Below are 13,243 nucleotides of genomic sequence, written 5' to 3' on the forward strand. Positions count from 1 at the left end.
TTGCTGTGTTCATGCTTTATTTTTAAACAGTTTTTGCACAAAAAAATGGTTAAATTGCCGCGCTCTATCTTCAATTATTGCATCTGAGTCAATAGTCTTGTGCGCAATATCACATTTTTCTGTCATGCAGAGTTCAGTACACTACGTGGTAACAGCCTGACCACCAGAATTTAAGCATTCCCGATAAGGAAAAAACCATGAGCAACATCCTGATAATCAACGCCGGTAAGACCTTTGCCCATTCCAAAGGCGCGCTGAACAACAGCCTGACCGACGTCGCCACCGGCTTTCTGCGTGACAAAGGCCACGACGTGCGCGTGACTGTTCTGGAAGACGGTTACGACGTGCAGACCGAAATCGAAAGCTATCTGTGGGCGGACGCCATCATTTATCAGCAGCCGGGCTGGTGGATGGGGATGCCATGGACACTGAAAAAATACATCGATGAAGTGTTCACAGAAGGCCACGGTAAACTGTACGCCAGCGATGGCCGTACCCGTTCTGATGAATCGAAAAAATACGGTTCCGGCGGCCTGTTGCACGGCAAATGCTACATGCTGTCTGTGACCTGGAACGCGCCGCTGGAAGCGTTCGAAGATAAAGAACAGTTCTTCCACGGCGTAGGCGTTGACGGCGTATACATGGCACAGCACAAAGCCAACCAGTTTATCGGCCTTGATACATTGCCAACCTTTATGTGTAACGACGTGATCAAACAACCTGATGTGGAAGGCGATTTCGCACGCTATCGTGCTCACCTTGAAAATGTATTCGGTCAGGCCTAAGGTTGAAGGTCACCCGGGAAAGAGGTTTTTATGATCACTGTTATTGCTGAAATCAAAGTAAAACCAGGCCGTCGCGATTCGGTTATAGAAAAAATTACAGCACTGCTGCCCAGCGTTCTGGCAGAGAAAGGCTGTCATCGTTATGAGCCATATGTTGATTTCAACGGCCAGATCCCCTGGCGTAAAACAGTACCTGATTCCATTTTCATGCTGGAAGACTGGGAAAGCCTGGCGCACCTCGAAGCGCATCAGCAGGCTGAGCACATGGATAAGCACCGTGAAAACATCAAAGCCGACGTGCTGGATGTGGTGATCCACATTATTGAGAAAGTCTGATTTTCTGAACATCGCTAAATTCGGAAACAAAAATGCCGGCGCTGCAAAGCGTCCGGCATTTTTTTATGGCGACGGCGAAAGGATCAGACGTCAAGTTCGGCGGTATCGCCTTTTTCCTGCAACCAGTTACGGCGATCTTCAGACCGTTTCTTCGCCAGCAGCATATCCATCATGCGCAGCGTCTGGTCGATGTCGTCCTCATCGATGGTCAGTTGCACCAGACGACGGGTATTCGGATCGAGCGTGGTTTCGCGCAGCTGCAGCGGGTTCATTTCACCCAGACCTTTAAAACGCTGCACGTTCGGCTTGCCTTTCTTACGTTTCAGTTGCTCCAGCACGCCTTCTTTTTCCTGCTCATCCAGCGCATAGAACACTTCTTTGCCCAGATCGATACGGTATAAAGGCGGCATTGCCACATACACATGACCGCCACGCACCAGGGAGCGGAAGTGACGGACAAACAGCGCGCACAACAAGGTGGCGATGTGTAAGCCGTCGGAGTCCGCATCCGCCAGGATACAGATTTTGCCGTAACGCAGTTGCGTCAGATCTTCACTGTCCGGATCGATACCGATCGCCACAGAAATGTCGTGCACTTCCTGCGAGGCCAGCACTTCATCAGAAGAGACTTCCCACGTGTTGAGGATCTTACCTTTGAGCGGCATGATCGCCTGATATTCACGATCGCGCGCCTGTTTGGCAGAACCGCCTGCGGAATCCCCTTCCACCAGGAACAATTCTGTCATGTTCAGATCTTGTGACGTGCAGTCAGCCAGTTTGCCCGGCAGCGCAGGGCCGCTGGTCAGTTTCTTACGCACAACTTTTTTTGCGGCACGCAGACGGCGCTGAGCACTGGAAATGCACAGTTCCGCCAGCTGTTCTGCCGCCTGAACGTTCTGGTTCAGCCACAGGCTGAAGGCATCTTTCACCACACCGGAAACGAAGGCCGCGCACTGACGCGAAGACAGACGTTCTTTGGTCTGGCCGGCGAATTGCGGATCCTGCATTTTTACCGACAGCACATACGCACAACGTTCCCAGATATCTTCTGCAGAAAGCTTGACGCCGCGTGGCAGAATATTGCGGTATTCGCAGAACTCACGCATGGCATCGAGCAGGCCCTGGCGCAGACCGTTAACATGTGTACCGCCCTGCATGGTTGGGATCAGGTTGACGTAGCTTTCGGTCAGCAATTCACCGCCTTCCGGCAGCCATAACAGCGCCCAGTCGACAGCTTCAGTATCACCGGCAAAATTACCGACGAACGCTTTTTCAGGCAGAGTAATCAGGCCGTTGACCGCTTCCATCAGGTAATCAGTCAGACCATCGTCATAACACCAGCGTTGCTCGGTGTTATTCACTTTGTCTTTGAACAGGATTTCTACGCCAGGACACAGTACGGCCTTCGCTTTCAGCAAATGGCTGAGGCGGCTGACCGAAAAACGCGGACTGTCGAAAAAGCTGCCGTCAGGCCAGAAATGAACGCTGGTTCCGGTGTTGCGTTTGCCGCAGGTACCGGTGACGTGCAGATCCTGCACTTTATCGCCATTTTCAAACGCCATTTCATACACTTCGCCACCGCGTTTTACCGCCACTTCGACGCGTTTTGATAAGGCGTTAACCACCGAAATCCCCACGCCATGCAGGCCGCCGGAGAACTGGTAATTTTTGTTGGAGAATTTACCGCCCGCGTGCAGACGGCAGAAGATCAGTTCGACCGCCGGAACGCCTTCTTCCGCGTGGATATCCACCGGCATGCCGCGACCGTCATCAATGACTTCGAGAGACTGGTCTTCGTGAAGGATCACTTCGATGCGTTTGGCGTGGCCAGCTAATGCTTCATCCACGCTGTTATCAATAACTTCCTGGCCGAGATGGTTTGGCCGGGTTGTATCGGTGTACATGCCCGGACGGCGGCGCACCGGTTCGAGTCCGCTGAGGACCTCTATGGAATCCGCGTTATAAGTTGATTGGCTCATCGTTGATTATTCGTGGCTCATAGGTTTGTGGGCTAACGATACAGTATGTGGGCGGGTGGAAGCTCTGGCAGCAAGCAGACGCTATAAATCCGGGGGAAAAAGTCACCCTGACGATGTTAGTCTGCGGCCAGTTCCAGGAAATCTACAATCGGCGAAAAATAGCGTTCAAAGCCGACAAATGCATGATTCCCCTCGGGTTCGACCGTCTGGCGACAGGTGGTGTAGTACGCCACAGCCTGACGGTAATCGAGAATTTCATCGCCCGTTTGTTGCAGTAACCAGAGTAAATCCGGCGACTCCAGCGGTTCGACCTGCATGACTTTCAGATCGTAAACGTGGCGTGACTCTAACACATATTGCTGGCCGGTGTAGGGGTTCTCGTTTTGTCCCAGGAAGTCGATCAGCAGCTCATACGGCTTCACGGCGGGGTTCACCACCACGGCTGGCACGGCAAAACATTGTGACAACCAGGTAGCGTAATAGCCGCCCAGCGAGGAGCCGACAATCCCCAGTTTTTTACCTGCATTGCTGATCACCAGACTCTCGAGTTCTTCGGCAGCCTCGGCCGGATAAGGCGGTAATTGCGGGATAACCATATCGATATGGGGATGATTAACCGCCAGCCAGTTTTTTAACGCCGTGGCTTTTGCCGAGTTGGGAGAACTGTTGAATCCGTGCAGGTAAAGTAAGGTGTTCATTCGTAGCCGTCCGACTCCGTGTCAGGATGAAACTCATTGGTTTCCAGACGGAAGACTTCAGTCTCCACACGGCCATCCGGATACAAATCAAGGTAGCGCCAGCCCGGCGCAACGGTATCAATCGTGAAATTGGTGCAATGCGGTTTGAACTGTACGCAGGTTGACGGCGTGGCGTAAAGACGGCGGCCATACCAGTCGAGATCCAGCTCCTGATGAATATGTCCGCACAAAAGCGTATTCACTTTCGGGTAATTTACCAGGGTGTTCGCCAGCATATGCGCATTGCGCAGGCTGTGCTGATCGAGCCATGTGCAGCCAGAAGGCAGCGGATGATGATGTAACATCAGCAGAGTGAAACGATCGGGGTACGCATTCAGACAGCGCTCCATCCATTCCAGCTGATATTCACTCAGCTCGCCGTGCGGCACACCGAACACCTGCGTATCAAGCAGGATAATTTGCCAGTGCTCGCCGAGCAGAACGTGTTTAGAAGGGCTGATCCCCGCATCCTGCAAGGCATTGACCATGGCAGGCTGGAAATCATGATTGCCCGGCAGCCAGACGCAGGGCGCGGTCAGCTCGCTGATGCCGCGGGCAAACTGATGGTAGGCTTCCACCGACTGATCCTGTGCCAGGTCACCTGTTGCCGCGATAATATCGACTTCACGCTGCTGCGCTTTGATGGCGTCCAGCACCGCGCGATAGCTGTTAAACGTATTCACGCCTAACAACGTTTCATCTTCACCGGCAAAAAGATGGGTATCAGTAATCTGTAGAATCCTGACTTTGGCCCCATTCACCAAAGGCAGTGTAAACAGGCTTTCCAAATCGTTTCCTTTGTTGTTGAAGTCTGTCTAACAAACCGGAACTGCCATCGCTCCGTGCGCAAGGCAATAACGCAGCCAATCCGCAAGGAACTGGTTAATTTGATGCTTTTCATCACGCTGATGCAACTTTTTATTCGGATAATCATAGCGTGCTTTAAAGCGAAAGATCTGCTGACTCGCACACACTTCGGCCACCATCGCATCATGGTACAGGCGAACGGTGAGCGAAGGCAGGCTCCAGTAACTCACCGCCGGTGCGGTCTGTTTGATTTCTATCAGGGATGTGTAACGCGTTGATTCGAGGATCGTCAGGCAATACGTTGCGCTACTCACCTGATATGCCACAGTTTCACCAGGTTCATCGGTACGTGGCATCAAACGGCGCAATTGTGCAAAATTAGTTTCGCACAATCTCATCATTTCAGGGAAATCAGGGGTATAGCGCTTAATCATTAGTTGGCCCACTCTTTTCTCAGGGATTCATGGTGCAGCTGCAGCCATTGCAGGGCAATCACTGACGCCGCATTGTCTATCGCTCCTTCTTCCACCCAGCGGTAAGCCTGTTCACGGCTGACCACATGTACCCGGATGTCTTCATTCTCTGCTTCCAGACCGTGAATTCCTTCTGCCGTCGTGGCATCGACTTCACCGACCATAATGGAAAGACGCTCGCTGGTTCCGCCCGGACTTGCCAGGTAATTCACAGCCGGTTTGCAGCGTTTCACCACAATGTTCGCTTCCTCGAGTGCTTCGCGGCGGGCAACATCTTCAACTGTCTCGCCTTCTTCAATGATACCGGCGACCATCTCCAGAAGCCAAGGAGTATCACTGGAATCCAAAGCCGGGATGCGGATCTGTTCGATCAGCACGACTTCATCCCTTTTCGGATCATAAGGTAATAATACGGCGGCATGACCGCGCTCAAAGACTTCACGGACGACTTCGCCGCTCATTTCCCCATTAAACAGCCGATGGCGAAACCGATATGCAATAATAGAAAAAAAACCTTTATATCGCGTCTCACGTGCAATAATTTCTACATCATCTTTGCCGAAAGTAACCGGTGACCGTTTAAATGAAGACATGGAATGTTTCCTTATCCCTCATAAAGGTAATTTATCGCCCTTTGAGGTCAATTTGATGAAAATGCGTTAATAATAATCAAGGTTGTTTGTGATAGATTTAGGCTCATTCACTCGGGAAGGCACGTTAAGCCAACCGCCCCGCTAGCCTGACTCTGCTAGAATCCGCGTCTATTGGTTAATTTGACTGCGCCACCATACATAACAACATTGCTGCACAACAAGGAATGCAAATGAAGAAACTGCTCCCCCTTCTCATCGGACTCAGCCTGGGCGGCTTTAGTACGATAAGCCAGGCCGAAAACCTGATGCAGGTCTATCAGCAAGCCAGGACAAGTAACCCGGACCTGCGCAAATCTGCTGCTGACCGGGATGCTGCATTCGAAAAAATTAACGAAAGCCGCAGTCCTTTATTACCGCAACTCGGATTAGGTGCGGATTACAATTATACCAATGGCTACCGTGATGCGAATGGCGTTAACAGCGATGTTGGCAGCGCCAGCCTGCAATTAACGCAGACCATCTTTGATATGTCAAAATGGCGCGCCCTGACGCTGCAGGAAAAAACTGCCGGTATTCAGGATGTGTCTTATCAGACTGATCAACAATCACTGATCCTGAATTCCGCAACGGCTTATTTCAACGTCCTGAGTGCGATCGATTCACTCTCGTATACCGAAGCGCAGAAACAGGCTATTTACCGTCAGCTGGATCAAACCACTCAGCGTTTTAACGTGGGCCTGGTGGCTATTACCGACGTGCAGAACGCCCGTTCACAATACGACACCGTATTGGCAAACGAAGTGACTGCCCGTAATAACCTGGATAACGCGCTGGAATCCCTGCGTCAGGTTACCGGTATGTATTATCCGCAACTGTCTTCCCTGAATGTCGACAACTTCAACACCACGCGTCCGCAACCGGTCGCCACGCTGTTGAAAGAAGCTGAAAGCCGTAACCTGAGCTTGCTGTCTGCGCGTCTGTCACAGGATCTGGCACGTGAGCAAATCCGCTATGCGGAAACCGGCCACATGCCAACGGTTGATCTGACGGCCTCTACCGGTATCAGCAATACCAAATACCACGGCGACAAAACCGGCGGTTCTTCAAGCTATCAGGATGCTGATGCAGGCCAGAACAAAATTGGTCTGAGCTTCTCCCTGCCATTGTACAGCGGCGGTTCTGTCACCTCTCAGGTGAAACAGGCGCAGTATAATTTCGTGGGTGCCAGCGAACAGCTTGAAAGCGCACACCGCAGCGTCGTGCAAACCGTTCGTTCTTCCTTCAACAACATCTCTGCCTCGATCAGCAGCATCAACGCGTATAAACAAGCCGTTGTTTCTGCACAGAGTTCTTTAGATGCGATGGAAGCCGGTTATCAGGTCGGTACCCGTACAATCGTTGATGTGCTGGATGCCACCACCACGCTGTACAACGCCAAACAACAGCTTTCCAGCGCACGTTACACGTACCTGATTAACCAGCTGAACATTAAATCAGCACTGGGTACGCTGAACGAAAGCGACCTGCTGGCACTGAACGGTGCTTTGGGTAAACCTGTTCCGACAGCCCCCGATCAGGTTGCGCCAGAAACGCCAGATCAGGATGCCGCTGCAGACGGTTACGGCAACAAAACCGCGGCTGCACCTGCACCACGCGTTCAACAAGCCAGCGCATCCACAGCAACGACCACACCGAAGAAAAGCGGCAATCCTTTCCAGAACTGATACGGAAAAGTTTCCCTGCGTTTCGACTAAGGCAGCCTGAAAAGGCTGCTTTTTTTTGCCTGTGTCACGCCGCTCTGTAAAGTCTCGTAACAATTGCCTGTCGCTGCTTTAACAATCAGCCGCTTTCCCCTATTCTTAGGCCCTACTGGGAAAGGGCAAAAAAGCCCTACACATGGGATAAGAACGATGAAACGGACACAACGCGTTAACCTGGCTACCTTCCGTAAATCATGGCGTAGCTCTCGAATCACTCCTGTCGCTCTGGCAGTCAGCGCAGTCTTTATGCTGGCCGGCTGCGAGAAAACCGACGAAACCGTTTCTCTGTATCAGAACGCTGATGACTGCTCGAAAGCCAATCCTTCCGGCAGCGCGCAATGTGTCGCAGCGTATGATGCAGCGAAACAGGAAGCGGCTAAAACCGCACCAAAATATGCCAGCCGCGAAGACTGTATCGCTGAATTCGGCGAAGGCCAGTGTACTCAGGCTCCGGCACAGTCTGGCGTCGCGACGGCTGAAAACCAGAGCAGCGGTGGCAGCATGTGGATGCCGCTGATGGCAGGTTACATGATGGGCCGCATGATGAGCGGTGGCGGTTACGCGCAACAGCCATTATTCAGCTCAAAAAACCCGGCCAGCCCGGCGAACGGTAAATTCGTCGATGCGACCGGTAAAAACTACGGCCCGGCAACTGCGGGCGGCCGGACCATGAACGTTCCGAGAACGGCGATGGCCCCTAAACCTGCCGTGACCAACACCATCACCCGTGGCGGTTTTGGCGACAGCGTGGCAAAACAAACGTCAATGCAACGCAGCTCTTCTGCCACGTCACGCAGCCCTGGCCGCAGCATGGGTGGCTAAGAGACTCTGATGAAACGTTTAGCCATTAACGAGCGCCCGGACTGGCGCGAAAAAGCCACGGAGTTTGGCTTCAACTTCCACACCATGTATGGCGAACCCTACTGGTGTGAAGATGCTTATTACCAGTTCACGCTGACGCAGATCGAAGAGATCGAAGACGCGACAGCGGAGATTCATCAGATGTGCCTGAAGGTCGTTGAGCGCGTGGTGAATGACGACAAACTGATGGCGAAATTCCAGATCCCAAAACATGTCTGGGAATTTGTCCGCAGTTCATGGCGCACGCAACAGCCTTCGCTGTATTCACGTCTGGATCTGGCCTATGACGGCGTCAATCCGCCGAAGCTGCTGGAAAATAACGCCGATACGCCGACGTCTTTGTATGAAGCCGCTTTCTTCCAGTGGCTATGGCTTGAAGATCAGATAGCGGCAGGCAATTTGTCGCAAGACGCTGATCAGTACAACAGTCTGCAGGAAAAGCTGATTGAGCGTTTTGCCGAGCTGAAAAATCAGCATGGTTTCTCGTTGCTGCACATCGCCTGCTGTCAGGACACTGAAGAAGATCGCGGTACGGTGCAATATTTGCAGGACTGCGCACTGGAAGCAGAACTGGCCAGCGAATTCCTGTTTATCGAGGAAATCGGGCTGGGAGAACGCGGACAATTCACCGATACGCAGGATCAGGTGATTTCGAATCTGTTCAAGCTGTATCCGTGGGAATTCATGTTCCGCGAAGTCTTCGCGACCAAGCTGGAAGATGCCGGTGTTCGCTGGCTGGAACCGGCCTGGAAAGCCATTCTGTCGAATAAAGCCTTGTTACCGCTGTTGTGGGAAATGTTCCCGGATCACCCGAACCTGTTACCGGCTTATTTTGCCGAAGACCCGCATCCGGAACTGGATCACTACGTGGTGAAGCCGCTGTTTTCCCGCGAAGGCGCGAACATTAAAGTCATCGAGAAAGGCCAGGAAGTGGCCCGCGTTGATGGCCCGTATGGCGCGGAAGGCATGATCGTGCAGCAGTTCCATCCGCTGCCGGTGTTTGAAGGCAGTTACACGCTGATCGGCAGCTGGCTGGTCAACGATCAACCTTGCGGGATCGGCATCCGCGAAGATAAAGCACTGATCACCCAGGATCTGTCACGTTTCTATCCGCATACTATTGTCGGATAAAAAAACTAAAAAAGGATAATGAATAAATTCATTATCCTTTTTATTCGCCAAATTAACCTACCTGAACGGAAAGCATCGAAAGCGATCCCATTACGATCCCGTCCGTTGGCTGCGTGATTGGCTCAGCACCATCCCACGCCCCTAAAACGTACAGTAATGGCAGATAGTGATCCGGAGACGGATTGGATAACGCGCCGCCTTCATGCTCCATAAATTTCACCAGAGGATGCTCTTTCGCCTCACCTTTCCAGTTCAGATTATCTTTCACATATGTCTCGAAAGATGTCGCCCACGGATAAGCTTCGGCGTTACCGTCCCATTTTACCATCCGCAGGTTATGAACTACGTTACCGCTGGCGACAATCATTACCCCTTCGTCACGTAAAGCAGCGAGCTTCTTGCCTAATTCATAGTGGAATTCAGGGGGTTGCGTGCCATCAATACTCAACTGGATCACCGGAATATCCGCGTCAGGATACATCTTGATCAGCACACCCCAGGTACCGTGGTCGAAGCCCCACTCGTGGGTATCGGAAATCACATTTACCGGGCTGAGTAATTCCTGAACACGTTTTGCCAGCGCCGGTGAACCGGGTGCCGGATAGCGCTTATCAAACAGCGCCTGCGGGAACCCTCCAAAGTCATGAATGGTGCGCGGATTCTCCATTGCCGTTACTGCAGTGCCGCGCGTGAACCAGTGCGCTGACACGGCCAGAATCGCTTTTGGACGCGGTAATGTTTCGCCCAGCGCATGCCAGGCACGGGTATACACATTGTCCTCCAGCACGTTCATCGGGCTGCCGTGGCCTAAGAAAAGTGCGGGCATACGTTGAGTCGTCATCATGAATTCCTTACCGCAAGATAAAAGAGTGCAGCCAGTGAGTCACCTGCCGCGTGATGACCATACGGTACTCTTTTTGATTACCGCTGACAGCCGGATAACCATGAAGGAGATATTCAATAAATTTGATGAAAAAAATCAAAGAAGGCCGGAGGAGTCTATTTTGCAAAGACCCATTTTGGCAATAAGCAGCAATAAAAAGCAAAAAGGCCGCATAAGCGGCCTTTTCTGTTACGCACAACCCGTTACTTAGCTTGCCTGACGTGTCTGCGCCTGACGATAGGCCACCAGATCAGCGATGGTCACTACCGGCATATTATGCCGACGGGCAAAGACAATAACTTCAGGCGCGTGCGCCATACTGCCGTCGTCATTAGTCAGTTCACACAGCACGCCGAAAGGCTTCAGGCCTGCCAGCGTCGCCAGATCAACCGACGCTTCAGTGTGACCGCCACGGGACAGCACACCACCGGCCTGCGCGCGCAGCGGGAAGATATGCCCCGGACGATTCAGGTCAGAAGGTTTCGCGCCATCTTTGATGGCTGCACGAATAGTGGTGATACGGTCGGCAGCAGAAACACCGGTAGTCACACCTTCAACCGCTTCAATAGTCACGGTAAATGGCGTCTGGAACGGGCTGGAGTTGTTCTCAACCATCATTGGTAAATCCAGCTTTTTACGGCTGTCTTCGTTCATGGTCAGGCACACAATACCGCTGCCGTGGCGAATGGTCAGTGCCATTTGCTCAACGGTCATGTTTTCAGCGGCAAAGATTAAATCGCCTTCGTTTTCACGATCTTCGTCATCCAGCACCAACACACCCACGCCGTTACGCATGGCGTCAATAGCACGCTCAACGCGTTCAGCTGATGTACCGAATTCGGAAAGTAGGGTCTGATTCATGGTAAAAATAACCTCATGTTCTGTATGTGGATTACCAGAATCAGGGCGTCTTGAGGAGGCTAGCTGCAGCCGCCAGATGGCGTGCTACAGTTATAAAAAATAACGCAGCGGGCAATATTTGCCCGGCTTGAATCGTTACTCTCTCCCATCCGGACTTTAACCGTCGGCCCCGGAATTACACCGGATCTGCTGACCTCTAACCCCGAAGGATTGAGCGCTCGCGGGCTTCCACATGGAAGGGATTATGATCCTTCCGATATTCCGTGGTTTACCGCCGGTGGGGACTTTCACCCCGCCCTGAGAATAAGCAAAACAACTATAGCGCCAATAAATGAGCAGAGCAATCCTGTGGTTTGTCCAATTAGTGCCCCTGAAGGTTTATAGAAACAGCATCAGCGATTACACTAAGGAAAAGCACCTCCTTCGAGAAAAGGAAATAACATGATTGACCCGAAAAAAATTGAACAAATTGCCCGCCAGGTTCACGAATCTATGCCTAAAGGGATCCGTGAGTTTGGTGAAGATGCCGAAAAGAAAATCCGTCAGGTATTGCAGGCGCAGTTCAGCCGCATGGATTTAGTCAATCGCGAAGAGTTTGACGTTCAGACCCAGGTTTTACTGCGTACCCGTGAAAAACTGGCTGTACTGGAACAACGTCTTGCTGCGCTGGAAGGCAAGCTGACTGAAACGGAAAAGCCGCAAGATCCGGCCTGATTATTGCGAATGATATCATCAGAAAAGGCCTGCTCAGCAGGCCTTTTTGCTGTGCGAAATCGGCGTTACCGTACATGAAGTACCGTTTTGGCGTGTGGCAATAACAACCACAATCCTGCAAACACCACAACTGCATACAGCGCTTTCCAGCCGACCATCGCCAGCAATCCGCAGCACAATACAGCGCCCAGCATCGCCATCCATTTCGAGCGTCCAGCCAGGATCCGGATCCCCGCCAGCATACATAACAGATAAATCAGGATGAAAATCCCATTGGCGTAAGTGATCAGCGCGCCGAGCGGCAGGTGCAGCCAGTAAATCAGTAACGTAAACAACGCGCAGCAGCCCACCACTAAATTCAGCGCCGCCACCGGCACCTGCTGGGCTGAGAGTTGCGCCAGTTTACTTTTTGGTTTCAACTGAGCCTGCGACCACACCAGGCGGGCGAAACTCTGGGTGTAAATATTGACGCTGGCAAAACACGCCAGATAACCAATGATGCAGGCAACCCACAGTGCTTTTTGCCCGAAAAGCTGCACGACGATACCCGGCAATGATGCGCCTGCTTCCCGCCCTTCTCCCCAGGCATGGAATTTCAGCACCGCTACCGTACATCCCCAGTAAACTGCGCCAGCCACCAGCATGCCGATCAACAACGCGCGCGGGAAATCCCGTTCCGGATGACGGAATTCGGTCGCCAGATGCGCGAAAGCCTCAAGCCCGACAAAACACCAAAACATCACCGCCAGCGCGTCAAACAGGTTCGATAGTGAGACGTCACGCACCGAAGGCAGCGGAATTTCAGGCAGAGAAATATCCCCTTTCCACCAGATTGCCACCACCAGCGCGATCACCAGACAAGCGATTAGCGTTTGAATATTGGCACTGGACCCGGCACTGCGTGTGCCGAGGAACCAGATAACAAACAGCGTACCCAACTGCACCAGCAGCAGGTTTATGCTGCTCCAGCCAAAGGCGGCCTGCCAGAAACCGGCAGCAATATGCAATGCGGCGGGCAATCCGACCGGAATAACTGACAGGAATAACCAACCGGTGACCCGCGCCATATGCGGCCCGAAAGCTTTGCCGACAAAATGCGCTGCACCGCCCGCGCTGGGGAAATGCCGCCCAAGCGCAGCAAACCCGATGGCTATCGGAAACACCAGCAGGATCAGCACCGGCCACGCCCACAGGCTGTCATTTTGTGCCAGCTGAGCCGCCAGTGCAGGCACCGCAAAGACACCAGTCCCCAGTAATGAGGTTGAAAGCAGCCCGACGCCCTGCGCCAGACTCAGTTCCTGTTTTAATCCGCTCACAACAGAG

Annotated in this window: 15 protein-coding genes and 1 riboswitch; of the genes, 7 read left to right on the forward strand and 8 right to left on the reverse strand. The window is 52.5% G+C overall.

Annotated features, from left to right (window positions below):
• Positions 1 to 197 precede the first annotated feature (197 nt).
• The gene (locus AACU55_RS25155; protein ID WP_013573970.1) at positions 198 to 785 is read left to right on the forward strand and encodes an NAD(P)H-dependent oxidoreductase; all 588 of its coding nucleotides are present in this window, start codon (positions 198 to 200) and stop codon (positions 783 to 785) included.
• A gap of 30 nt (positions 786 to 815) precedes the next feature.
• Complete coding sequence (locus AACU55_RS25160; protein WP_013573969.1) at positions 816 to 1,121, forward strand: putative quinol monooxygenase; 306 nt, start codon at positions 816 to 818, stop codon at positions 1,119 to 1,121.
• 83 nt (positions 1,122 to 1,204) lie between these two features.
• Here AACU55_RS25160 and parE read toward each other — a convergent pair whose 3' ends face one another.
• The 5 genes from parE to nudF form a co-directional block, all read right to left on the reverse strand.
• Positions 1,205 to 3,100 (reverse strand): DNA topoisomerase IV subunit B, encoded by a 1,896-nt coding sequence (gene parE / locus AACU55_RS25165; RefSeq protein ID WP_013573968.1) that lies wholly within the window; start codon positions 3,098 to 3,100, stop codon positions 1,205 to 1,207.
• 116 nt (positions 3,101 to 3,216) lie between these two features.
• Positions 3,217 to 3,798: an esterase YqiA gene (gene yqiA / locus AACU55_RS25170; protein ID WP_013573967.1), complete on the reverse strand. Its 582-nt coding sequence runs from the start codon at positions 3,796 to 3,798 to the stop codon at positions 3,217 to 3,219.
• Entirely contained in the window at positions 3,795 to 4,625 is an 831-nt protein-coding gene (cpdA, locus tag AACU55_RS25175) for a 3',5'-cyclic-AMP phosphodiesterase (protein ID WP_013573966.1), read from the reverse strand. Before cpdA ends, yqiA begins: the two co-directional genes overlap by 4 nt.
• Positions 4,626 to 4,652: 27 nt before the next feature.
• On the reverse strand, positions 4,653 to 5,078 hold the full coding sequence (locus AACU55_RS25180) for a DUF1249 family protein (protein ID WP_013573965.1): 426 nt from the start codon (positions 5,076 to 5,078) through the stop codon (positions 4,653 to 4,655).
• Complete coding sequence (gene nudF / locus AACU55_RS25185; RefSeq protein WP_013573964.1) at positions 5,078 to 5,710, reverse strand: ADP-ribose diphosphatase; 633 nt, start codon at positions 5,708 to 5,710, stop codon at positions 5,078 to 5,080. Before nudF ends, AACU55_RS25180 begins: the two co-directional genes overlap by 1 nt.
• Before the next feature lie 224 nt (positions 5,711 to 5,934).
• On the opposite strand from nudF, the gene tolC reads away from it, so the two are divergent.
• From tolC to AACU55_RS25200, 3 genes are all read left to right on the forward strand, one after another.
• Entirely contained in the window at positions 5,935 to 7,434 is a 1,500-nt protein-coding gene (tolC, locus tag AACU55_RS25190; protein WP_269147796.1) for an outer membrane channel protein TolC, read from the forward strand.
• A 186-nt stretch (positions 7,435 to 7,620) separates the two neighbouring features.
• A complete protein-coding gene (locus AACU55_RS25195) occupies positions 7,621 to 8,292 on the forward strand; it encodes a DUF1190 family protein (protein ID WP_013573962.1) in 672 nt (223 codons plus the stop codon).
• Between the two features lie 9 nt (positions 8,293 to 8,301).
• Positions 8,302 to 9,462, forward strand: a complete 1,161-nt coding sequence (locus tag AACU55_RS25200) for a glutathionylspermidine synthase family protein (RefSeq protein WP_134706361.1) — start codon at positions 8,302 to 8,304, stop codon at positions 9,460 to 9,462.
• A 52-nt stretch (positions 9,463 to 9,514) separates the two neighbouring features.
• On the opposite strand, the gene ygiD is transcribed toward AACU55_RS25200, so the two are convergent.
• Positions 9,515 to 10,303: a 4,5-DOPA dioxygenase extradiol gene (ygiD, locus tag AACU55_RS25205; RefSeq protein ID WP_037034172.1), complete on the reverse strand. Its 789-nt coding sequence runs from the start codon at positions 10,301 to 10,303 to the stop codon at positions 9,515 to 9,517.
• Position 10,304: 1 nt separating this feature from the next.
• Here ygiD and AACU55_RS25210 point away from each other — a divergent pair, with 1 nt between their 5' ends.
• Positions 10,305 to 10,556, forward strand: a complete 252-nt coding sequence (locus tag AACU55_RS25210) for an ABC transporter ATP-binding protein (RefSeq protein ID WP_134706363.1) — start codon at positions 10,305 to 10,307, stop codon at positions 10,554 to 10,556.
• On the opposite strand, the gene ribB is transcribed toward AACU55_RS25210, so the two are convergent.
• Positions 10,553 to 11,206 carry a 3,4-dihydroxy-2-butanone-4-phosphate synthase gene (ribB, locus tag AACU55_RS25215; protein WP_013573958.1) on the reverse strand — a complete coding sequence of 218 codons (654 nt, stop codon included), beginning with the start codon at positions 11,204 to 11,206 and terminating at the stop codon, positions 10,553 to 10,555. The two genes, AACU55_RS25210 and ribB, sit on opposite strands and share 4 nt — an antisense overlap.
• A gap of 133 nt (positions 11,207 to 11,339) precedes the next feature.
• Positions 11,340 to 11,515: riboswitch (FMN riboswitch) on the reverse strand.
• 132 nt (positions 11,516 to 11,647) lie between these two features.
• On the opposite strand from ribB, the gene ubiK reads away from it, so the two are divergent.
• The gene (gene ubiK, locus AACU55_RS25220) at positions 11,648 to 11,920 is read left to right on the forward strand and encodes a ubiquinone biosynthesis accessory factor UbiK (protein ID WP_013573957.1); all 273 of its coding nucleotides are present in this window, start codon (positions 11,648 to 11,650) and stop codon (positions 11,918 to 11,920) included.
• A 65-nt stretch (positions 11,921 to 11,985) separates the two neighbouring features.
• Here ubiK and yjeH read toward each other — a convergent pair whose 3' ends face one another.
• On the reverse strand, positions 11,986 to 13,236 hold the full coding sequence (gene yjeH, locus AACU55_RS25225) for an L-methionine/branched-chain amino acid transporter (RefSeq protein WP_037034175.1): 1,251 nt from the start codon (positions 13,234 to 13,236) through the stop codon (positions 11,986 to 11,988).
• Between the last annotated feature and the right edge of the window lie 7 nt (positions 13,237 to 13,243).

The organism is Rahnella sp. CJA17(1/100) (assembly GCF_963881615.1).
In the GTDB taxonomy this organism is placed as follows: Bacteria; Pseudomonadota; Gammaproteobacteria; order Enterobacterales; family Enterobacteriaceae; genus Rahnella; species Rahnella aceris.

Bases quoted from the DNA above. Each gene is read 5' to 3' on its own strand.
- AACU55_RS25155 (WP_013573970.1), top strand. From the start codon at position 198: ATGAGCAACATCCTGATAATCAACGCCGGTAAGACCTTTGCCCATTCC.
- AACU55_RS25160 (WP_013573969.1), top strand. From the start codon at position 816: ATGATCACTGTTATTGCTGAAATCAAAGTAAAACCAGGCCGTCGCGAT.
- parE (WP_013573968.1), bottom strand. From the start codon at position 3,100: ATGAGCCAATCAACTTATAACGCGGATTCCATAGAGGTCCTCAGCGGA.
- yqiA (WP_013573967.1), bottom strand. From the start codon at position 3,798: ATGAACACCTTACTTTACCTGCACGGATTCAACAGTTCTCCCAACTCG.
- AACU55_RS25180 (WP_013573965.1), bottom strand. From the start codon at position 5,078: ATGATTAAGCGCTATACCCCTGATTTCCCTGAAATGATGAGATTGTGC.
- nudF (WP_013573964.1), bottom strand. From the start codon at position 5,710: ATGTCTTCATTTAAACGGTCACCGGTTACTTTCGGCAAAGATGATGTA.
- tolC (WP_269147796.1), top strand. From the start codon at position 5,935: ATGCAAATGAAGAAACTGCTCCCCCTTCTCATCGGACTCAGCCTGGGC.
- AACU55_RS25195 (WP_013573962.1), top strand. From the start codon at position 7,621: ATGAAACGGACACAACGCGTTAACCTGGCTACCTTCCGTAAATCATGG.
- AACU55_RS25200 (WP_134706361.1), top strand. From the start codon at position 8,302: ATGAAACGTTTAGCCATTAACGAGCGCCCGGACTGGCGCGAAAAAGCC.
- ygiD (WP_037034172.1), bottom strand. From the start codon at position 10,303: ATGACGACTCAACGTATGCCCGCACTTTTCTTAGGCCACGGCAGCCCG.
- AACU55_RS25210 (WP_134706363.1), top strand. From the start codon at position 10,305: ATGAATTCCTTACCGCAAGATAAAAGAGTGCAGCCAGTGAGTCACCTG.
- ribB (WP_013573958.1), bottom strand. From the start codon at position 11,206: ATGAATCAGACCCTACTTTCCGAATTCGGTACATCAGCTGAACGCGTT.
- ubiK (WP_013573957.1), top strand. From the start codon at position 11,648: ATGATTGACCCGAAAAAAATTGAACAAATTGCCCGCCAGGTTCACGAA.